We start from the raw sequence: 20,783 nt of genomic DNA, 5'->3' as shown, positions 1-20,783 counted from the left end.
AGCCCCCGTACCACCCTCAGCGAGCCGACAAGGAAGTCCCCCGCCGTGGCCATCTCCGTGTTCGACCTGTTCTCCATCGGCATCGGACCGTCCAGCTCGCACACCGTGGGCCCGATGCGGGCGGCCCGGATGTTCGCCCGGCGGCTGAAGAACGAGGGCGTGCTCGACCGCACCCACGCGGTCCGCGCCGAGCTGTTCGGCTCCCTCGGCGCCACCGGCCACGGCCACGGCACCCCCAAGGCGGTGCTGCTCGGGCTGGCCGGGAACTCCCCGCGCACGGTGGACGTGGAGACCGCCGACGACCAGGTGGCCGCCATCCGCGAACAGGGCCGGATCAGCCTGCTCGGGGTCCACGAGGTCGCCTTCGACGCCGACCGCGACCTGATCCTGCACCGCCGCCGCGCCCTGCCCTACCACGCCAACGGCATGACGCTCTTCGCCTACGACGCCGACGGGGCGCCGCTGCTGGAGAAGACGTACTACTCGGTCGGCGGCGGCTTCGTGGTCGACGAGGACGCGGTCGGCGAGGACCGCATCAAGCTCGACGACACCGTGCTGAAGTACCCGTTCCGCACCGGTGACGAGCTGCTGCGGATGTCCCGGGAGACCGGGCTGTCGATATCGGCGCTGATGCTGGAGAACGAGAAGGCGTGGCGCTCCGAGGAGGAGATCCGCGCCGGGCTGCTGGAGATCTGGTCGGTGATGCGCGGCTGCGTGGAGCGCGGCATGAGCCGGGAGGGCATCCTGCCGGGCGGGCTGAAGGTACGCCGCCGGGCCGCCACCTCCGCCCGCCAGCTGCGCGCCGAGGGCGGCGCGGCGGCCCGCGCCATGGAGTGGGTCACCCTCTACGCGATGGCCGTCAACGAGGAGAACGCGGCCGGCGGCCGGGTGGTGACCGCCCCCACCAACGGCGCCGCCGGGATCATCCCCGCCGTCCTGCACTACTACATGAACTTCGTCCCCGGCGCCGACGAGGAAGGCGTCGTCCGCTTCCTGCTGGCGGCCGGCGCCATCGGCATGCTCTTCAAGGAGAACGCCTCCATCTCCGGCGCCGAGGTCGGCTGCCAGGGCGAGGTCGGCTCCGCCTGCTCCATGGCCGCCGGCGGCCTCGCCGAGGTCCTCGGCGGCTCCGCCGAACAGGTCGAGAACGCCGCCGAGATCGGCATGGAACACAACCTCGGCCTCACCTGCGACCCGGTCGGCGGCCTGGTCCAGATCCCCTGCATCGAACGCAACGGCATGGCCGCCGTCAAGGCCGTCACCGCCGCCCGCATGGCCCTCCGCGGCGACGGCCGCCACCACGTCTCCCTCGACAAGGTCATCAAGACGATGAAGGAGACGGGGGCGGACATGAAGGTCAAGTACAAGGAGACGGCGCGCGGGGGGTTGGCGGTGAATGTGATCGAGTGCTGAGGGGACGAGCCTCGTCCTGCGGCACTCTGTAGCACAACGTGGCACACCTGGGTAACCTGGCGACATGACAGCGCAACCGGAGATCACCCAGCGTGACCTGCGTAGCAGGTCGAGAGAGATCATGGACGCCGTCGAGGCCGGTCAGGCTTTCACCGTCACTCGCGACGGTCACCGGATCGGGGAGCTGGTCCCGCTGAAGCGCCGCAGGCGCTTCGTTCCCCGGGCCGAGTTCGCCGCGATGTCGCGAAGCGCACCGGACATCTCCTTGGACGCCTTCCGGGCGGATCAGGACGCCACAGCCGTCCAAGAGATGGACGACCCGTATGCCCGTTGAGTACGAGCGGGGTCTGCTCGACACCAACATCATGATCCTTCGCCGCTGGGTGGACCCGGCCGAACTCCCTGCCGAGATGGCCATCAGCGCGATCACCCTGGCGGAGCTGTCCGCCGGGCCTCATGAGGTCCGGCGGAACGAGGAGCAGGACGACTACGACGAATACGCGGAGCGGGCCCGTCGGCTCGACGTTCTCCAACGTGCCGAGAACGAGTTCGATCCCATCCCCTTCGACGCCGAGGCAGCACGTGCCTACGGCCGGATCTGCGCGGCCGTGATCAGCGCGGGCGGCAAGCCACGACGGCGCGTGGCCGACCTGATGATCGCCGCCATCGCCGTCGCCGAGGATCTCCCCTTGTTCACCACGAACCCCGGTGACTTCAAAGGCTTGGAGACCCTCCTGACCGTCGTGCCGGTCACCCGACCCGCGCTTCCGCACGGTCGTTAGCCGGGCGCCGGACACGAAATCCCCGAGACCGTCGCCAGGACCAAAAGTCCGGCCCAACCCCTGGTCCCATGGCGGCCCCCTGTAGGCCGAGTACAAGCAGACGGCGCGGGGCGGGCCGGCGTCCGGGGCCCGATCGCCCGTGGCTGCCGCCTCGGCCGGCGACTCCTCGCCGACGAGCCCGGTCGGTGCCTTCAGTGCGCGGACAGCCTGAGGCATGTCGCCATCACCGGCTGAAGGATGTGTCCTCCCGGGGCCTCACCCACGGATGCGAGGACAGAGGCGCCTTGCCCGGTGGGGGTGCCGACCCTCAACGGCCGCACATCGACCCTGGCTTCCCGGTTTCCGGCAGCACGGTCAACTGGACTTCGAAGCGGTAGTCCTGGCCGCCGTCCGAGCCGTTGAAGTGGAAATGCACGGGGTACAAGCCCGGCTTGGTGCCGCAGCGGACGGTGGCATCGGCCGTGGCGGAGTGGGTCAGTTGCTCCAGGGTGGGCTGCTGGGCCTCTTCACGGGTGCGAGGGGCTGATTCGCGCAGACCGTAGGTGGCGTCGAGCGCCGGTGAGGTGATTCCGTCACCGACGGCCAGGGCGGCGTTGACGCCCAGCGCGAAGTGGGCCCGCTCGCCCGGCCGGACCGGTTGCACGGGGCTGAGCATCGGCCACAGTTCCTCGGTCGTGTAGGGCGAGGGGTGGGCACAAGCCGCGGTGGGCGTCGTGGTGCCGTGGACGCGTACTTTGGCCCACGTCCGTGAGTCGCGTCCCTCGCCCAGGAGGTGGACCGGGTAGTCCCCGGCTTCGGCGTCACAGCGAATCTGCGCCGTGGTGACGTAGTTCGATTTGGCGTCGTGGAGCGTCACCGGTTCGGTGAACGCAGGTGAGCGGACGGTGTCGTCCGGGTGGGCCACTCCGTCGTTGGTCGAAATCAGGACGTAGTCACCCGGGCGGACGGCCCGCGGCTGGTGACTTCCTCCCTCCGGCCACAGGTAGGGGTAATCGGGGTCCGTCGCCGCCGCCGAGGGCAGTGACGCGACGGGCACGGGTGCCGGGCTCGCAGCAGCGAGGGACAGCACGAGGGCGGTCGCTGCCGACAGCGCGGCAAGGGTGCGGGTTAAGGGCATGGCGTCAGTCCTCGGCTCTCGTTGATCGGCTGGTCGGTCCTTGCTGGGCCGTTGAGCTGTGCACGTGCCCACACTCGCACACTCTGTCAAAAATCTGTGGAGCAACTGTGAAGATCGTTCTAAGGGCTGTCCCGTAAATGATCTCTGACGGGTCTGGTGGCCTGCTGGTTTCTGCGTCACCCGGCAAGGACGAGGTTGTGCAGGCGGGCGATGCCGAGCATGGCGTGCTGGACGCCGTCGCCCTTCAGCCGGCAGTCGCGAAGGATCTTCCAGCCCTTCATCCGGGCGAAGACGTGCTCTACACGGGCGCGGACTTTGCGGTGGGAGGCGTTGTGCTCCTCCTTCCATTCCGGGAGTTCGGTCTGGCCCTTCTCGCGGCGGTGCGGGATGACCAGGCCGGTGCCCCGGTAGCCGCCATCTGCGATGACCGTGGTCTTGCCGACGGCGTCTTTCGCGCCGGACAGCTCCCACGCCTTGCAGTCGTTGCGGTTGCCTGCGACTGGTCGGCCGACCGCGACGACGAGCCGGGTGTCGGCGTCGATGACGACCTGGTGGTTGGTGGAGTACCGGTAGTTCTTGGACTGCTCGGCGATGGTGTGGTCACGGGTGGGAACGAGGGTGCCGTCCACGATGAGCACGGTGTCCTTGCGGAACCGCTTGCGCTGCTGGAGCGCGAGCGCGGGCCCGAGGTGGTCGATGATGCGGTCGGCCGCCGACTTGGACACCCCGAACAGCGGGGCCAGTTGGCGCAGGGTCAGGTTCGTCCGCCAGTACGCGGCGATCAGGAGCACGCGGTCCTCCAGCGGCAGGCTCCATGGCCGACCCTTGCGCACCGGGTCCACACCCTCACGCCGGAGCGCGGTGATCAGCTTGCCGAACTGGCGCGGGCTCAGCCCAGTGAACGGGGCTATCCAGGAGGGCTCAGACGCCGTGATCACACCAGACACAGCCAGATCATCTCACCCGTGACCAGCAGTTACGGGACAGCCCTTAGTCTCTGTTCCGCAACGCGCGAGCACTATGTGGCTCGTTCCACAGCGGCATGCCCTGCGCCGCAGTCCGTCCCTATAAGGAGGTTGCGCTCTTGCGCCAGTTAAGACGATTACAGATTGCGGTTATCAGCCTTTGTTTGAGCGTGTGCGTCGCCGCAACTACCGGGACCGCCTCGGCGGCCGGCCCGGCACCGTTTCCTGGCTCCCCTCACCGGACCGCTGCCTCGCCGACATCGAGGCCGACCCCAGAAACCACCACAGCTGAACCACCCCGGGTCTCCACGTCCGCGGCAGCAAATGATCCCGGAAGAGACAGCCGAAGTGCCACCGAGTACTGGACAGCTCAACGGATGGCCGCAGCCACACCCCTTGAGCGGTCTGCCCCGAACTCTTCGCCGTCCCTGACCAACGGCGGCCCTCCAACTGGGACCCCGAGCGGCCGGAGACCAACGGCACGCCTGTGGTCGGCACCTTCTTCGGTCACGCTCCCTCGCGCACCGACTGGTACTGCACCGGAAGTGTGATCGACACCAGCAGCCGCAACATCGTCCTCACGGCGGGTCACTGCGGCATGCAGATAGACGCCAGTTACGTCTTCGTCCCCCAGTTCGTCAAGGGAGCAGGGCCCGACCAGCAGCCATTCGGCATCTTCAAGATTCAGCGGATCTTCATGGACGTCCGCTACGGGCCGTCGCAGACCGCTCTTCCGGTGTCCGACCTGGACACCGCTTTCGCTCGCGTCGCACCGAACCAGTTCGGCAAGCGGTTGCAGGACGCGGTCGGCGGCGGCCTCACCTTCACCCGCCCGAGCAGCTACAACAACGCTGTCCAGATCATCGGCTACCCGGCCTACAAGTACAACAAAGCCGGACATGCCGTTGAATACTCCCAGCTCATGCAGACGACCCAGCTTCCCGGGTACCGGCAGATGCAGATGAACTGCACCGGCTTCTTCGGTGGTACTTCCGGCAGCCCATGGATCACCGACTGGAACCCGAAGACACTTACCGGACATGTCATCGGCAACCTGGGCGGCAAGGGCGGTGGCGGCAGCAACGACTGGACCAGCTACGCACCGCTGTTCGGGCAGAACGCCGCCGACCTGCTCAACGACGCCATCACCAACCAGGACCCGCCCCGGAATCCGTCCCCGTACGTCGGCCTGCAACTGCCCGCGAACGCGTTCCCGGAAGGTGCGTCGACCTGGCAGCACGCCAAGCTGCTCGCCTCCGGGGACTACACCGGAAACCACCACAGTGATCTGATCGTGGTCTGGACGGATGGCGAGGTCACGCTCTACCCGGGCGACGGGAAGGGCGGATTCCTGCCCGAACACCAACTCGCCAAGCCCAAATCCATCTGGGCCAACGCCGTGACCATCACCGGCGGTGATTTCGCCGGCGGCGGTCTGTACGACCTGATGGTGGTCTGGGTCGACGGTGAGGTCACGCTCTACCCCGATGTCAGCGCGAACGGCTTCGGCTCCGAGGTGCAGATGGTCAAGCCGCACACCATCTGGGAGCATGCCCAGCAAATAGCTGCGGGACAGTTCCACAACGGCACCTACGTCACCGACCTGGTCGTGCGCTGGGATGACGGCGAACTCACGCTGTACACCTCGGTCGGATCGGGAACGTTCGGCAACGAGTACCAGCTTCAGAAGCCCGACCCGACGTGGAAGAACGCCACGCTCGTCACCTGCGGCACCTTCTCCGGCCAGCAGAACTGGGACATCTTCATCCGCTGGGTCGACGGTGAACTGGACACCTACGTCGCCACCTCATCACAGACCGGCCTCGGGACCGAAACGAAGATCGCGAGCCCGAACAGACTCTGGGGGGACCACGCCTCCGTCATCACGGCCGGCAACTACATCGGCGACAACATCAACGACGACCTGATCGTCCGCTGGTCGGACGGCGAGACCACCCTCTACGAAGACAACGCTCCCTTCGCCATCGGCACGGAGCACACACTCGTCTACCCTGGCACCTGACCAGGTGCCACGAAGAAGACGAAGAGCTCGCCGCCCCCGTCACCGTGCGGCGGGGCGGCGAACCCTCTTCCCTCAGGCAGGAGTTACCACCATGCGCCGAACGGGCCGCTTATCCCTCGGGACAGGCGTCGTCGCACTCATCACCGTGCTGTCTGCCTGCGGGACCTCGCCACGCCCGGCCGGTCCGGCGCCGTCACACTCGACGGCCTCCCCCAGCCGTCCGGCCCCCACCACGTCGGCCGGCGATACCGACCTGCTGGGCGCCGCCCGGCAAACCATCCGGCGCCCTGCCTTCACTCACGTCAGCAGCAGCGGACAGACACACTGGGCCGTTTCCGACGTCCGCTTCCCCTCACATCACTACGTTCTACGCACCTCCTGCATCGGCAAAGGCTCCCTGACGGCCAGTGCGACCGGCATCGGCACCTGGCACACCGAGTGCACCGCGGGAGAAATCTCGATCAGCCAGAACACGCAACCCGCTCACGGCAACACCACCGCCTTCTCGATCACCGCAACACCCGGAGTGCGTTTCGCTGTTGTCGCCGCGGGCTGACAGACATCGAGCCTGTCGTGGCCGGCCTCGCACGCAGCCATCACCGAGGGCGAGGCGGTGCGGCTCGGGCCGTCGCGGAGCCGCGGTCCACTCGGTCAAGCGGCACGATGCGCGGTCGGCCCGGCTCGACGGGGTCTGCTGGTCCCGACGCACGTGCTCCGCGGCCAACGCCTACCCCCGACTCGCGGTTGGATTCGGCGATGTCACCGTCTACCGCTATGTCGCCGAGGCCGTGGGGCCCCGCCCACTCTCGCCGGTCCGTACTGCCGGGCGCAAGGCGTTCCTGATTTCGGATGGCGCACCGATCGGCCGGATCGCCGCCGACAACTCGTAATGCGGGTCCTCCTTCCCGGCTTCCACATTAAAATCCGGACGCCCGGACCGGTACATTTCAGCCCGATCACACTGGAATGGCTGATTCCCCCTCTGCATATCGAGGCGAAGGATCTGCGAAGATTACCGATGAACGGCAGAGGGAGAGCTGCGCGCGACGACCGGACGAATCCACCCCTTACTCGTCAGCCGATCCAGTAAACCCAACACGGAGGAAATCGATGACTAAGTCAGCCATCCGCAATATCTTTTCGGCCATCTCTCTTACCGCTGTGACCGCAGTCGCCGTAGCGGCCGCGCCAGAGGCCTCAGCTGCCCAGTCGCCGAATGGAGACCCCTGCGCCGGAAAGTCCGCGACATCAATCGTAAAGAACTACTACCGCGGGCCGCTGATCGTACCTCTGCGCTGTGGCACGTCCAGTTGGGGATACCGCCACCTTGCACCGAAGCATGAATTCAACGACAGCATGATCGCCCAGACGGTGTCACGAGGAAACCAGATGTTTGGCTTCTACTACCTCAACCTCAACCAGTGCCCGGCGATGATGTTCAAAGTGGTCTTCAACGACGGAGCGCTCGGCGGAACAGGCGTCAGGCCGCAAGGAGTGATTACCGCTTACTACCAGGAAGGCCATATGATGAAGGCGGCCTGCTAACATGTGCTGAATGAACCGCGGAATTTCATCCAGCCTTCCAGGATTCCTGAAAACTCCCTTTGGCGGCACAGCAGGAGACCCTCTCTTCAAAGCGGACAGTCTGGAACTCGCATGGGATGACGGATGCTTGCTGCTCACTGCCGTTGTCACCGTCAGCCGACCCGGCGATACCGAACAGTGGAGGCTGGCATTTTCCTTCGAGGAGCCAGACGTCTCTCACGTCGCCGAAGGAGCTCCCGCAGAATCACTGGAATGGTTCACCCTGATGTTCAGAGTGAACGTGGCTGAGTGGTGGCACACCCGCAAGCTGAAGCCGAATATGCGCACGGCATACCGTGTAGGGTGAGCGTGCGGAATTTATCACCTCGTCGGCGAACCGACGGGCCACAGCCTCTCCTGCTGACGCTCAGCTTGCCACGCCGGGGCCGGCGAATCGCGGCCAACCTACTGAAGCGGGACGTCTCACCCAAGACCGGGAAAGCGAGGGTTGTCTACCAGCGACGCGTAGCCTGTGCCTCGCACTCCTCGCCACCCGGATAGGACCACCGCGATGATCGAAATCCGCGTTCCCCGCGACCGAGCCGAAGCTGCCATCACTTTCTGGCACACTGCTGCGCCAGAGAGTGGCATGACGATCGGTGGCCACGACACTCCCGCCGTACTGCCTGTCATCACGCCGGTGAATCGCACCGTTGAAGAAGAAGCCCGCCATCTGGCTGCCCACGGCGCCCGTCTCGAAGCCACGCCCGACCCCTATAGCGCGGAGATGACCGCCCCCGGCGGCACCCGATTCATCATTACCGCCAACCCCGACATCCAGCCCCTTCCCATTCCTCCTGACATCCCGGGAAAAACCGTCACCGCCAAAATCGACCTTTGACAGCATCAAGCCTACGCCTGAGCCCCCGGCCAACAGGGGCCGGCCGTCGCTGAAGGTGAGAGAGACCATGCGATTACGCATGACAACTGCGCTGGCGGCAGGAACAGTTGCGTTCCTCTTTGCCGCTTCTGGCACAGCCACCACTGCCAACTGCCAGTCCACATATCGGGAAACGCGTCACGGCCCGGCTGGCTCCCCGCACAGCGCATGACGGTTACGTCGGTTGCGATTTCTCCGCCCAGCCGCCTTTCCAACTCACCAAGAACGGCGCGATCCAGATCTCGGGCTCATGGGGGGCGTGCACTACCCCAGCGCCGCAGTCGTGCTACGTCGAACTCACGTTGCAACGCGCCAACCCTTACGGCTCCTGGTCCACGGTATGGCGCGCCGGGGGCAAGTGGGGCAAGTGCTCAGGTCGCGTCGGCAGCGCTTACAAGTGCACCACGACTGGTCAGAAATCCACCTGGAACATTCAGGAAGACGTTGTCGTCGAATACAACGGGCGCCAGTCCGACCCGCAGATTGCCGACACTGCCACGTCCTATATCGACTGCGCCTGAGGCGTTGCCGCCGTAGACACACAATGCAGTTACCGGCGATGCCGGTTGAGGACAGAGATGTCGGACCATCGCAACGCGCGACACAGGCTCGCGCTGAAATAGTCGGTGAGTCAGAAGACGGCTCGGCCTCCGCACCCCGAGGGTACGGAGGCCGAGCTGCATCTCCGAATACCGTCGCCGGACAGGGACGCACCGCCGTGTCGGCGTCAAACCGAGCTGTGACGCAAGTCCAGTTTGCGCCAGAGCCGGGCCCGCCTCCAGAGCCAGGCCGCCGCGCTGCGAGACGCCGCGGAACGGCCGGCCGAACCCGAGGCGGTGGCAACCGAGTGCTCGGTAAAGGCCCGGCACGCCCTCGTCGTCATCCTCTCCGACTGGCTGGGCCGCCTCACCACAGATCGCCCTCGCGCACCGCGCCCGCACGCCTCAGGCAGGCAGACGCACCCCCTCACACCTCCCCCACCCTCGCCCGCAACACCCTGTTCTCCTCCTCCAACTCCGCCATCCTCGCGCGGAACGGGGCGAGCACCCGGGCGAGTTCCGCCTCGGAGTAGCGAGGCGTGATGTGCTGGTGGCAGTTCCAGTTGAAGCCCTCGACGCGGATGAGCATGAGGCGTTCGACGTTGCCGTCGGTGCGGGGGGCCGAGAGGCGTTCGGTCAGGTGCGGGTCTTCCGCGGTCGCGCGGGTGTGGGCGTGGCCGAAGATCTTCAGGCGGGCCTGGCGCGGGTAGTCCATGAAGAACAGGGCGACGCGGCCGTCGGCGCGGACGTTGCCGGTGGTGATGTACTGGCGGTTGCCGCGGACGTCGGCGTAGCCGAGGGTGCGGTCGTCGAGGACGTGGACGAAGCCGGGCGGGCCGCCGCGGAACTGGACGTAGGGCCAGCCGGTTTCGCTGACGCTGGCGAGGTAGAAGCCGTCCCGGGAGCCGATGAAGGCGGCCTCGGCGTCGCCCATGCGTTCCGGTTCGTCGCCTTCGGCGAGCCGGCGGCGGGCGGCGAGGGCGCTGCCCTGCTCCTGTTGCACCTGCCGCACGGACTCGGTGTAGGCGAGGTGGGCGTAACGGCCCATGGGGTGCTCCTCTCCGGTCGGCCCGGGCGCCGGGGGCGGCCGGCGGTCAGCCGACGGGTGTGCGCGCCAGTGGTGCGGCGGCGTTCAGGATGGACGTCAGCAGCCCGGGGAAGCGGCGTTCGAGGTCGTCCCGGCGCAGCCGGCTGAGCCGGGAGTTGCCGACCAGCCGGGTGGCCACCACGCCGCTCTCCCGCAGGGTGCGCAGGTGGTGGGAGACGGTCGACCGCTTGACGGGGACGTCGAGCGAGGTGCACGATCCCTCCCCCTCGGCGTCGAGCAGCCGCACGATGTGCAGGCGCACCGGGTCGGCGAGGGCCTGGAGGACCGTCCCGATCTCCACCTCGTCGAGGTCGGGCTGGGGCAGCCAGGTGTCTTCCGTCCTGGGCATGAGCGGCACCTCCGTTCGGGCCGGTCGGACCGCTCCCGCGGCGTTCCGGCGATCTCCGTCGTACCCGACGATACACATCGGCGTTTCCCGCGTTCACTCAGGTCGACTATTACGATCACCATCGGAACAAGCTACGATGAGCATCGTAACAGACGTCGTCCATCGGATCAGTCTCGTGAAGAGCCCACCGATCCCACCGGAACAGGAGCCCCACAGATGAGCGACACCGCCCAAGCCGCTCCCGACGCCACCCGAGGGGACCGCTGGCGCGCTCATACCACGGTCTTGGCCTTCGGCACCTTCGCCGTGGGCACCGACGCCTTCGTCATCGCCGGCCTGCTGCCCGACATCAGCCGCTCGCTGCACGTGACCATCGCGGCGGCGGGCCAGCTGGTCAGCGTCTTCTCCATCGCCTACGCGCTGCTGTCACCGGTGCTCGCGGCGCTGACCGGCAAGTGGTCGCGGCGCAGCGTGCTGGTGACCGCGCTGGTCGTCTTCGCGGTCGGCAACGTGGTCACCGCGCTCGCCCCCAGCTATCCGCTGGTGCTCACCGCGCGGGTGGTCGCGGCGGCCGGGGCGGCGATGTTCACCCCCAACGCGGGGGCGACGGCGGCGGCGGTCGCCGGTGCCGAACGGCGCGGCCGGGCCATCGCCATCGTCACCGTCGGCCTGACCTCCTCGCTCGCCCTGGGCGCGCCGCTGGGCACCGCGATCGGCAACGCGTGGGGGTGGAAGGCGACCATGTGGTTCGTGACCGCGCTCGCCATCGTGGTGGCGCCGGTCATCGCGCTGCGGCTGCCGGACGTCCGCCTCGGCGCCGCGCCGGGGCTGCGCCAGCGGCTGTCGCCGCTCACCGACCGCCGGGTGGCCGGGGTGCTGGCCGGCACCCTGCTCGCCTTCATCGGCATCTACCTGCCCTACACCTACATCAGCTCGGTCTTCGCCCCGGCCACCGGCGGGGACGGCGGCAAGGTGGCACTGCTGCTGCTGGTCTTCGGCATCGCCGGCACCGCGGGCAACCTGACGGCCGGACGCCTGGCCGACCGGCACGGTCCGCGGCGCGTGGTCGTCTGCGCCACCCTCGGACTCGGCGCGGTCTTCCTGGCCATGCTGGCCGGACGCGACTGGTTCCCGGCCGCCGTGCTGGTGGTCGCGCTCGGCGGGATCGGTTCGTGGTCGGTGACCGCGCCGCAGCAGCACCGGATCATCGCCCTCGCCCCGGCCGGCGCCGAATCGCTGGTCGTCTCGCTCAACGCGGCGGTGATGTACCTGGCGATCTCGCTGTCCAGCGTCATCGGCGCCATCGGGCTGGACGCGTTCAGCTCGCCCGCCTACCTGCTGCCGGTGGCCACCGTCTTCGTCGTCGCGGCGGCGGCGCTGACCTGGGTGACCGGACGGGCCGGCCGCCGCGCGGCCGACCCGGCGGCGAGCGCCGCGGAGCGTGGCCGCGACGAGGTGGGGACCGCCCCGGCCGCCAGGTAACGTCCCCCGCCCCGGCGCCGGACCAGGGCGCCTTCCGTCCCCGCGACGGTCACCGCCGCGGATCCGGCGGAAAGCCCCCGGTCCGGCGCCGACGGCTGCCCGGAAAACCCCGGGCGACCCCGGAAACGGCCCCGCGAAAAGGCCCCGGCCATTCGATCACCGGATTTCCCGTGATCTTCGGCGGGGCGTTTTTCCGTACCGGACGTCAGGAATCGAAATCACCGCCGGAGAAATGACCGAGACCCGCCCACGGTTTTCCCGTCACCCCTTCTCCAACCGTTCACACAGACGTCAGCCCGCACCGCACTTGATCGGTTGACATGGTGACGGGGCCGGTTAAGCTGATATCTCGGCAACTGGGATGACCACGCACGCGGTTGGGCCGCAGAATGTTAGAGGCGCCGGTTGCCCTCGCGCAACACCGCGTTTCCCGCCGACGGCGAAAGCGAGCCGCACGGGCCGCTCCGCCGCCTTTCGCGCCGCACGGCCGCGCCCTCGGACCGCGTTGACCTCCTGTTGTCGAACGACCGGATGGGATGGACGACTCGATGGAAAAGCACGTCGCCCAGGACACCACGGGTTGGATCAGGATCCTGGACCCCGCGCCCGACGCGCGGATCCGCATGGTCTGCTGTCCGCACGCCGGAGCGTCGGCGCGCGCCCTCACCCCGCTGGCGCGGGCGCTCCCCGGCCACGTCGAGGCGCTGTGCGTCCAGTACCCGGGACGGCAGGGCGGCGCCGGCGAGCCCGTCGACGACATCCGGGAACTCGCCGGGCGCATCCGCGACGAGCTGCGCCCCTACGACGACGGCCGGCCGTTCGCGGTCTACGGCCACAGCATGGGCTCGGTGGTCGCCTTCGAGGTGACCAGGGCGCTGGAGGCGGACGGCGTCCGGCCGGTGCGGCTGTTCGTCTCGGGGCGCCGCTCCCCCTCCGACGGGCTCGGCGTGGAGAACCTGCCGCGCACCGACGAGGAGATCGTCGCCGAGCTGCGGGAGCTGGGCGCCGTCCCGGCCGGGCTGCTGGAGAAGCCCAAGTTCCGCCAGGCCGTCCTGACCGTCGTCCGCAACGACTACCGGGCCAACTCCGGCTACCTGGCGGACCTTTTCTCGGAGACCGTGGCCGCCCCCGTCACCTTCCTGCTGTCCTCGGCCGACCCGTACGTCGACGCGGACGCGGCGCGGGGGTGGCGGCGCCACACCACCGGGGGGTTCTCCCTCGCCTCCTTCCCCGGGGGCCACTTCTTCCTGGGCGAGCAGCTGGCCCAGGTCGTCGAGGTGATGACGGCGGAGCTGGCCACCGGCCCCGCCCTGCCACAGCAGCGAGCCGAGCGAGCCACCGGAGGCCGACGTTGAAGAACGTACTGGAGAAACCGGAGCGGACCGCCACCGGGACGTTGCCCGACCCGCCGGCGGCGGACCCCGGGTACGCCGTCGACGAGCTGGCGGTGCGGGTCTACGAGCAGACGCTCACCCGGGGCCTGGTCACCGCCGTCCAGGTCGCCACGGTGCTCGGCGCCCCGTTCGCCGACACCCAGCGGGCGATGGACCGGCTGCGGGAGCTGCGGCTGGTGCGGTACTGCCCGCGCGAGGGCGGCTTCATGGCGGTCAGCCCGGAGGCGGCCCAGGTGGAGTTGATCGTTCCGCTGGAGCAGGCGATCCACGCCAAGCGCCGCGAACTGGCCGGGATCCACGAGCAGTTGCGGTCCTTCGCCGACACCTTCAGCAACCTGCGCCGCACCCGGCTGCGGCAGGAGGCGATCGTGCGCCACCAGGACCGCGGGCAGCTGGAGCTGCGCCTCGCCGACGCGGCCCGCCACTGCTCCTCGGGGATCCTGGCGATGCAGCCCCTCGCCCCCGGCCAGGTGCAGGAGTTCGAGCCGTTCGGCCTGAAGGTGGTCGAACGCGGCGTGGACGTGCGGGTGCTGTATCCGCACACCGCCCGCACCAGCCCGGTCACCCGGGCCGGGCTGTCCCGGGTGGCGGCGGCCGGGGCCCGGGTGCGCACCGCCAACCACGTCTTCGACCACCTGGTGGTCGTCGGCGACGAGGTGGCCTTCGTCCCCGACCGCGCGGCCGGCCGGCCCACCCCGGCCGTCACCGTGGTCTACGAGCCCTCGGTGGTCTCGCTGCTGCGCGGGATCTTCGAGTACGCCTGGCAGTCGGGGACCGACTACGACCAGGACGGCGGCACGTACCGCGAGACGCTCGACGACGTGAAGGCCACCATCCTGGACCTGCTGGCCACCGGGCTCAAGGACGACGTGGTGGCGCGCCGGGTGGGGATGTCGTCGCGTACGTTCCGCCGTCATCTGGCCGGGATCATGATCGAGTTGCGCGCCGAGAGCCGCTTCCAGGCGGGGGTGGCGGCGGCCCGGGCGGGGCTGGTCGGCCTGCGCGAGGGCGGCACGCCGGTCCGCCCCGCCTGCTGAGGCGCCGCGCAGCGGTACGGCGGGCTCAGCCGGTGAGCCCGTCCAGCCGCACGCCGTACTCCCCGAGCCACGCGTCGAGCCGTACCGGGGTCTCGGTGTGGACCGAGCGCTGCATCATCGAGTACGGCCCGGTCAGCGGCCGGTCGAGGAAGGCGCGCAGCGCGGCGCGGTCGAGCAGCGGCGCGGCGGGGGACGCCGGGTCGGCGGCGATGCGGGCCAGTTCGCGGTTGACCGCCAGGTCGTACCCGGTGTCCTGGGTGGAGGGGTAGGGGGCCTTGCGCCGCCGGACGATCGAGGGCGGCAGCCACTGCTCGGTGGCGGCGCGCAGCAGGCTCTTCTCCCGGCCGTCGAAGGTCTTCATCGCCCAGGGCGCGTTGTAGACGTAGCTCACCAGCCGGTGGTCGCAGAACGGCACCCGTACCTCCAGGCCGACGGCCATGCTCATGCGGTCCTTGCGGTCCAGCAGCATGGGCAGGAAGCGGGTGATGTTGAGGTGGCTCGCCACCCGCATCCGCCGCTCCGTCGCGTCGTCGCCGGGCAGGTGCTCGACCTCGGCCACCGCCTCGCGGTAGGTGTCCGCGACGTACTCGGCCAGCGCGAGCTCCTTGACGAGGGCGGGGTCGAGGAAGGCGGTGGCCTGCTCGGCGACGGGGGTGGCGTTGACGGCGTGCCAGGGGAAGGTGTCGGCGCGGACCGCGTCGGGGTGGTGGAACCACAGGTAGCCGCCGAAGACCTCGTCGGCGGACTCGCCGGACAGCGCCACCGTGGAGCGCCGCCGCACGGCCTCGAAGAGCAGCAGCAGCGAGGGGTCGTGGTCGCCGATGCCGTACGGCAGGTCCCAGGCGCGCAGCACCCGGCGGCGTACCGCGGGGTCGACCAGTTGCGCGGTGTCCAGCAGGATCTCGTGGTGGTCGGTGCCGACGTGCCGGACGAGTTCGGCGACGTAGGGGGCGTCGGGGGTCTCGCGGAACGGTTCGGGGGTGAAGTTCTCGGTGTAGCCGGCGAAGTCGACCGAGAAGGTGCGGATCACCTCGCCGGCCGCGTCCCCGGCGCGTCCGGCGGTGAGCGAGCGCTGGGCCATGGCGGTCAGCGCGCTGGAGTCGAGGCCGCCGGAGAGCAGGGCGCACAGCGGTACGTCGGAGACCAGTTGGCGGTCGACGGTGTCGGTGAGCAGGTCGCGCACGGTGGCGATGGTGGTGTCGAGGTCGTCGTGGTGCGGCCGGGTCCGCAGCGACCAGTAGCGCTCCTCGGTGAGCCGGCCGCGCCGCACCCGTACCAGGTGGCCGGGTTTGACCTCGTACACCCCGGTGAGCGGGGTGCGGCCGGGGACCCGGGCCAGGGCGAGGGCGTCGCGCAGGCCGTCGAGGTCGAGGCGGGGGGTGGCCAGCGGGTTGGCGAGGATGGCCTTGGGTTCGGAGCCGAAGAGCACGCCGTCGTCGAGGGGGTGGTGGAAGAGGGGCTTGACGCCGAGCCGGTCGCGGACCAGGAGGAGTTCCTCGGTGCGGTTGTCCCACAGGGCGAACGCGTACATGCCGCCCAGCCGTCCGACGAAGCCGCTGCCCCACTCCAGGTAGGCGCGGAGCACCACCTCGGTGTCGCTGCGGGTGCGGAAGTGGTGGCCGTGCAGGACGAGTTCCTCGCGCAGTTCGCGGAAGTTGTAGACCTCGCCGCTGTAGCTGATGACGGCGACCGGCTCGCCGTCGGGGCCGGTCTCGGGGGTGCGCATCGGCTGCCGGCCGCCGGCGACGTCGATGACGGCGAGGCGGCGGTGGCCCAGCGCCACGTGGCGCGCGCTCCAGCACCCCTCGTCGTCCGGGCCGCGGCAGGCCATCGTGTCGGTCATGGCCCGCGTGGTGTGGCGTTCGCGGGTCAGATCACGGGTGAAGTCGACCCATCCGGTGATTCCGCACACAGGACGTTCCCCTCTTCTTGGCGGATACCTCGTGGCAGGTGGGGTGGTGTGGCCGATGGGACGGTGGGTGCGGCGGGGGTCAGCCGCGTGACGGTTCGGTGGACCCGGCGGGGGCGGGTGGGGCCGGGGCGGGCGCGCCGTCGCGGACGGCGAGCCGGTGGCCGAGTTCGGACAGGCCCAGGGCGACCAGGGCCACGGCGGCCCCGATCAGGCTGATCCGTCCGGCGCCGACGAGCCCGATGCCGACCGCGCCGACCACCCCGGACAGCGCGATGGCCAGGTACAGGAAGGCCGCGTTGAGGGAGACGACCAGCGGCGCGGCGTCGGGGTCGAGGGTGATCAGCCGGTGCTGCTGCGGCGTGGTGATCGCCCAGGCGGCGACGGCGTAGACCACCACGACGGCGACGGCGGCGGGGAAGTCGCCGGTGGCCAGCGGCAGTACCGCCAGGCTGACGGCGAGCAGGGCGATGGCGCCGGTCACCACGCGGCGGGCGCCGAAGCGGTCGGCGAGCGTGCCGGCGCCGTAGTTGCCGAGGGTGCCGGTCGTCCCGAAGGCGAACATCAGGGCGGCCAGCCGTGCGCCCCGGCCGCCGGTGGCCGGGGCGAAGACCTCGGCGAGGTAGGTGTAAACGATGTAGGCGGCGGTGAAGGCGACCAGGGTGGTGGCGAGCACCGCCAGCACCCGGCGGTCGGCGAGCGGGGCGAGCCGCCGGCGCAGCCCGTCCGGGGCGGGCGCGGCGACCGCGGGCACCATGGTGGCCACCCCGGCCAGGGCGAGCAGCGCCAGGACGGCGATGAAGGCCATGGTGGCCCGCCAGCCCAGCGCGCTGCCGAGGACGGTGCCGATCGGGGCGCCCAGCGCGGTGGCCGCGGTCAGCCCGGTGGTCACCGCAGCGATCGCCCGGCCGCGGCGTTCGGCCGGGACGAGCGCGGCGGCGGTGACACTGGCGGCGGGGACGAACATCCCGGCGCCGGCCGCGGCCACCATCTGCGCGAGCAGGACGAGCGGGTAGCTGGGGACCAGCGCGGTGGCGACGGCCCCGGCCAGGTGGAGCAGCACGGCCAGGACGAGCACCCGGCGCCGGGACCAGGCGGCGGTGGCGGTGGCCAGCACCGGCGAGAGCAGGCCGCAGGTGAGCGCGAAGGCGGTGACCACCTGGCCGGCGGTGGCGATGGAGACCCCCAGCGACCTGCTGAACTGGGGCAGCACCCCGGCCAGTACGAATTCGTCCGTCCCGAGCGCGAACGTGCCGAAGCCGAGCACCAGCACGCCCCGTGGCAACCTCATGCGCCTCCCGCCCTTCCCCTGCCCGCGTCGTGGCGCGGCCGTGGCCGGCCAGCATTCGGTACCGATCGGTTCCGTCTGCCGGAACGGTACCGATCGGTTCCGAATGACGTCAAGGTGGGATACCGTTGGGGCATGCCGACCCGTGCCTGCGAACGCCTGCTCCAGGCCGCGGACGACCTCTTCTACGCCGAGGGCATCCGCGCCGTCGGCGTCGAGCGGCTGCTGGCCGTCTCCGGGGTCGGCCGGGCCTCCTTCTACCGCCACTTCTCCGGCAAGGAGGAGCTGGTCGCCGCCGTGCTGCGGCGCCGTGACGAACGGTGGCGGGCGTGGCTGGAGGAGGCGGTCGCCAAGCGCGGCAACGATCCGCTGGCCGTCTTCGACGCGCTCGCCGAGGGCGCCGAGGCGGAGGACTACCGCGGCTGCGCCTTCATCAACGCCATGGTCGAGATCACCGACCCCGGCAGCGAGGTGCACCGGCTCGCCGCCGAGCACAAGCGCGCGGTCAACGCCTTCGTCGACCGGCTGCTCGCCGACGCCGGCCACGCCGACCACCAGGCGCTCGCCGACCAGTTCACGCTGCTGATGGACGGCGCGATCGTCATCGCGCTGCGCACCCACAGCGGCGAGCCGGCCCGCCGCGCCAAGGCCATCGCGGCCCGTCTGCTGAGCTGACCGGCCCGGTGGCCGGATGCGGCCACGCCACTTTCGGTCGTTGCGGCCGTCGGCAAGCCCTCCTTACTGTCAATCGCAGGCAATTTCGAGACAGTTGGAGGGTGCTCCGGCATGGTCAGCAACGTGATCGATCGTGATGACCGGTTCCTCGGAATCCTCGATCGTCTGACCACGAAATCGATCGAGGACTACTACAACCCGTACAAGCTCTTCGAATGGCCGGACAGCCTGCCCGAGGAGATGTGGTGGATGAGCCCGGAACTCACCACCACGCACGGCACGGAAGCGGCCCGCCGCCTGAGCGAGAAACAGCTCCACGCGTTGTCGCGTTACGAGAGCGTCAACTTCTACAGCCTCAACGTGCACGGCATCCGGGAACTGCTCATCGAGGTCACCCGGCGGATCCACACCACCGGTTTCGAGACCCCGTCCGAGTTCTTCCACCACTTCATCGGCGAAGAGAACGAACACATGTGGTTCTTCGCCGAGTTCTGCCTGCGGTACGGCGGGAAGATCTACCGGCAGCCGGCCGGCGCCGCCGCGGAGATACCGCGTTCCAGCGTGGAATCGCTGCTGGTCTTCGCCCGCATCCTGATCTTCGAGGAGCTGGTGGACCACTTCAACTCCCGGATGGCGCTCGACGAACGGCTGCACCGGACGATCCGCGCGCTCAACCGGATCCACCACCAGGACGAGTCGCGCCACATCGCCTTCGGCCGGGAACTGGTCTCCGCGCTCTTCGACGAGGTCCGGCGCACCTCGACCGAGCAGGAGCTGACGGAGATCTCCGACTACCTCAAGCGCTACCTGGCCTACAGCTTCGAGTCGCTGTACAACCCGCAGGTCTACCGGGACGCCGGGATCGAGGACCCGCTGGCGCTGCGCCGGGAACTCCTCGCCTCGCCGGCCCGCGCCGGGTTCGAGGCCGGCGTCTTCCGCAAGACCACCCGGTTCCTCCAGAAGACGGGGATCATCCGATGACGTCCACCGCACAGCCGACGGCCGCCGCCGACCTCACACAGGCGCTGGTCATCCTCGACCCGGACCGGACCGACCTGCTGCGCGAACTGGACCGGATCTTCGCCGGCTGGGGCGCCTCGGCCGGGGCCCGCGAGATCCTGCCGCCGCCGCTGTACCCCGTCTCCGACCTGGAGAAGTTCGACGTCTACGACAACTTCCCGCACCTGGCGCTGGCCGCCGCCCCGCTGGACCTCCAGACCGGCGAGGGCAGGCCGGAGCAGGGCCGGTTCGCCCCCGGCGACCTGCTCCCGGCGCGGCTGGGGCTGCCGCACGCCACCTGCTACGGCGCCTACCTGTACTACGAGGGCACCCACGTCGCCGACGACACCCTGGTCACCCTGGTCAACCGCTGCTTCCGCAACGAGACCCACTACAGCGGGCTGCGCCGGCTGCTCACCTTCCAGATGCGCGAGATCGTGGCGCTGGGCGCCTACGAGCACACCCAGCGGGTGATCGCCGACTTCACCGCCCGGATCACCGCGTTCGCCGAGGCCCTGGCGCTGCCGCTGGCCAAGGAGGCCGCCACCGACCCGTTCTTCAGCAACGACGGCGCCCGCGCGCTGCTGGCCAGGCTCAGCCCGGTCAAGTACGAGTTCCAGCTCGACGGGCTGGCGATCGCCTCGGTCAACACCCACCGCAACTTCTTCGGCGAGCGCTGCGCGATCAAACGGGCCGGCACCGACAGCTACGCCTACACCGGCTGCGTCGCCTTCGGGCTGGAGCGCTGGCTGTCGGTGCTGCTCGACGCGCACGGCGGCGACGCCCCGGCCGCCCTGGAGGCCGTGCGCGCCGCGGACCGGAAGACCTCCGCACGGTGAACGGCCGGGTCGGCGTCGACCTGGTCCCCTTCGGCAGGGTGCGCCGCCTCGTCGAGCCCGGCGGACCCGGCACGGCCGCCGTGCTCGCCCGGATGCTCTCGGCGGCGGAGCTGCGGCTCACCCGCACCGCCTCCGGGCCCGACATCCCCGGGATCGCCGGGCGGCTCGCCGCCAAGGAAGCGGTCTTCAAGCTCTTCCACGCCCCCGGGCAGACGCTGCCCTGGCTGGGCATCGAGATCCTCAAGGACGACGGCGGCTGGCCCGTCGTACACCTCGGCGGACGCGCCGCCCGGCTGGCCCGCGCCGCCGGGATCGGACACATCGAGGTGAGCATCGCGCACGACGATCCCTTCGCGATCGCCGTCGCCCACGGCACGCCGCTGCCGGCCGCCGCCCGTTGAACGCCGGGCCTGCCCCGGAC

Annotated in this window: 21 protein-coding genes; 15 read left to right on the top strand and 6 right to left on the bottom strand. The window is 69.8% G+C overall.

The features are described 5' to 3' along the window. Positions 1–45: 45 nt before the first annotated feature. The 3 genes from SCATT_RS20295 to SCATT_RS20285 all read left to right on the top strand — a co-directional run bounded on the left by SCATT_RS20295 (position 46) and on the right by SCATT_RS20285 (position 2,195). Complete coding sequence (locus tag SCATT_RS20295; protein WP_014145013.1) at positions 46–1,413, top strand: L-serine ammonia-lyase; 1,368 nt, start codon at positions 46–48, stop codon at positions 1,411–1,413. A gap of 64 nt (positions 1,414–1,477) precedes the next feature. After that, complete coding sequence (locus SCATT_RS20290) at positions 1,478–1,747, top strand: type II toxin-antitoxin system Phd/YefM family antitoxin (RefSeq protein ID WP_014628397.1); 270 nt, start codon at positions 1,478–1,480, stop codon at positions 1,745–1,747. Next, complete coding sequence (locus SCATT_RS20285) at positions 1,737–2,195, top strand: type II toxin-antitoxin system VapC family toxin (protein WP_014145011.1); 459 nt, start codon at positions 1,737–1,739, stop codon at positions 2,193–2,195. The genes SCATT_RS20290 and SCATT_RS20285 overlap by 11 nt, the downstream gene beginning before the upstream one ends. A 307-nt stretch (positions 2,196–2,502) precedes the next feature. On the opposite strand, the gene SCATT_RS20280 is transcribed toward SCATT_RS20285, so the two are convergent. Then, positions 2,503–3,099, bottom strand: coding sequence for a hypothetical protein (locus tag SCATT_RS20280; RefSeq protein WP_239013317.1), 597 nt, complete (start codon positions 3,097–3,099; stop codon positions 2,503–2,505). A gap of 389 nt (positions 3,100–3,488) precedes the next feature. Continuing rightward, entirely contained in the window at positions 3,489–4,259 is a 771-nt protein-coding gene (locus tag SCATT_RS20275) for an IS5/IS1182 family transposase (RefSeq protein WP_014626964.1), read from the bottom strand. A 565-nt stretch (positions 4,260–4,824) separates the two neighbouring features. Here SCATT_RS20275 and SCATT_RS20270 point away from each other — a divergent pair. The 5 genes from SCATT_RS20270 to SCATT_RS38645 all read left to right on the top strand — a co-directional run bounded on the left by SCATT_RS20270 (position 4,825) and on the right by SCATT_RS38645 (position 8,725). Further along, positions 4,825–6,300, top strand: a complete 1,476-nt coding sequence (locus SCATT_RS20270) for a trypsin-like serine peptidase (RefSeq protein WP_231905135.1) — start codon at positions 4,825–4,827, stop codon at positions 6,298–6,300. Between the two features lie 91 nt (positions 6,301–6,391). Further along, positions 6,392–6,856 carry a hypothetical protein gene (locus SCATT_RS38660; protein WP_157894844.1) on the top strand — a complete coding sequence of 155 codons (465 nt, stop codon included), beginning with the start codon at positions 6,392–6,394 and terminating at the stop codon, positions 6,854–6,856. A 554-nt stretch (positions 6,857–7,410) separates the two neighbouring features. Continuing rightward, complete coding sequence (locus tag SCATT_RS38655; RefSeq protein ID WP_157894843.1) at positions 7,411–7,845, top strand: hypothetical protein; 435 nt, start codon at positions 7,411–7,413, stop codon at positions 7,843–7,845. A 10-nt stretch (positions 7,846–7,855) separates the two neighbouring features. After that, entirely contained in the window at positions 7,856–8,191 is a 336-nt protein-coding gene (locus tag SCATT_RS38650; RefSeq protein WP_157894842.1) for a hypothetical protein, read from the top strand. A 204-nt stretch (positions 8,192–8,395) separates the two neighbouring features. Next, positions 8,396–8,725: a hypothetical protein gene (locus SCATT_RS38645; protein ID WP_014628392.1), complete on the top strand. Its 330-nt coding sequence runs from the start codon at positions 8,396–8,398 to the stop codon at positions 8,723–8,725. Between the two features lie 1,005 nt (positions 8,726–9,730). Here SCATT_RS38645 and SCATT_RS20265 read toward each other — a convergent pair. Then, positions 9,731–10,351: a pyridoxamine 5'-phosphate oxidase family protein gene (locus tag SCATT_RS20265; RefSeq protein ID WP_014145002.1), complete on the bottom strand. Its 621-nt coding sequence runs from the start codon at positions 10,349–10,351 to the stop codon at positions 9,731–9,733. Between the two features lie 46 nt (positions 10,352–10,397). Continuing rightward, positions 10,398–10,739 carry an ArsR/SmtB family transcription factor gene (locus SCATT_RS20260; protein WP_014145001.1) on the bottom strand — a complete coding sequence of 114 codons (342 nt, stop codon included), beginning with the start codon at positions 10,737–10,739 and terminating at the stop codon, positions 10,398–10,400. 216 nt (positions 10,740–10,955) lie between these two features. Between SCATT_RS20260 and SCATT_RS20255 the strand changes: the two genes are divergently transcribed. From SCATT_RS20255 to SCATT_RS20245, 3 genes are all read left to right on the top strand, one after another. Further along, positions 10,956–12,221, top strand: a complete 1,266-nt coding sequence (locus SCATT_RS20255; protein ID WP_014145000.1) for an MFS transporter — start codon at positions 10,956–10,958, stop codon at positions 12,219–12,221. Between the two features lie 548 nt (positions 12,222–12,769). After that, positions 12,770–13,576: a thioesterase II family protein gene (locus SCATT_RS20250; RefSeq protein WP_014144999.1), complete on the top strand. Its 807-nt coding sequence runs from the start codon at positions 12,770–12,772 to the stop codon at positions 13,574–13,576. Further along, the gene (locus SCATT_RS20245) at positions 13,573–14,652 is read left to right on the top strand and encodes a LuxR family transcriptional regulator (RefSeq protein ID WP_014144998.1); all 1,080 of its coding nucleotides are present in this window, start codon (positions 13,573–13,575) and stop codon (positions 14,650–14,652) included. Before SCATT_RS20250 ends, SCATT_RS20245 begins: the two co-directional genes overlap by 4 nt. A 25-nt stretch (positions 14,653–14,677) precedes the next feature. Here the strand turns inward: SCATT_RS20245 and asnB are convergent, their stop codons facing one another. Further along, on the bottom strand, positions 14,678–16,564 hold the full coding sequence (asnB, locus tag SCATT_RS20240) for an asparagine synthase (glutamine-hydrolyzing) (protein WP_014144997.1): 1,887 nt from the start codon (positions 16,562–16,564) through the stop codon (positions 14,678–14,680). A 79-nt stretch (positions 16,565–16,643) separates the two neighbouring features. After that, a complete protein-coding gene (locus SCATT_RS20235; RefSeq protein WP_014144996.1) occupies positions 16,644–17,852 on the bottom strand; it encodes an MFS transporter in 1,209 nt (402 codons plus the stop codon). A gap of 132 nt (positions 17,853–17,984) precedes the next feature. On the opposite strand from SCATT_RS20235, the gene SCATT_RS20230 reads away from it, so the two are divergent. From SCATT_RS20230 to SCATT_RS20215, 4 genes are all read left to right on the top strand, one after another. After that, on the top strand, positions 17,985–18,524 hold the full coding sequence (locus tag SCATT_RS20230; protein ID WP_014144995.1) for a TetR/AcrR family transcriptional regulator: 540 nt from the start codon (positions 17,985–17,987) through the stop codon (positions 18,522–18,524). A 111-nt stretch (positions 18,525–18,635) separates the two neighbouring features. Beyond that, the gene (locus SCATT_RS20225; RefSeq protein ID WP_014144994.1) at positions 18,636–19,505 is read left to right on the top strand and encodes a diiron oxygenase; all 870 of its coding nucleotides are present in this window, start codon (positions 18,636–18,638) and stop codon (positions 19,503–19,505) included. Beyond that, positions 19,502–20,362 (top strand): class-II aminoacyl-tRNA synthetase family protein, encoded by an 861-nt coding sequence (locus tag SCATT_RS20220; RefSeq protein ID WP_014144993.1) that lies wholly within the window; start codon positions 19,502–19,504, stop codon positions 20,360–20,362. Before SCATT_RS20225 ends, SCATT_RS20220 begins: the two co-directional genes overlap by 4 nt. Further along, entirely contained in the window at positions 20,359–20,763 is a 405-nt protein-coding gene (locus SCATT_RS20215) for a holo-ACP synthase (protein WP_014144992.1), read from the top strand. The genes SCATT_RS20220 and SCATT_RS20215 overlap by 4 nt, the downstream gene beginning before the upstream one ends. The last annotated feature ends 20 nt before the right edge of the window (positions 20,764–20,783 follow it).

Origin of the sequence: Streptantibioticus cattleyicolor NRRL 8057 = DSM 46488 (genome assembly GCF_000240165.1) — a bacterium.
In the GTDB taxonomy this organism is placed as follows: Bacteria; Actinomycetota; Actinomycetes; order Streptomycetales; family Streptomycetaceae; genus Streptantibioticus; species Streptantibioticus cattleyicolor.
The sequence above is the reverse complement of the archived record's forward strand: the minus strand, read 5'-3'. Positions and strand labels throughout refer to the sequence as shown.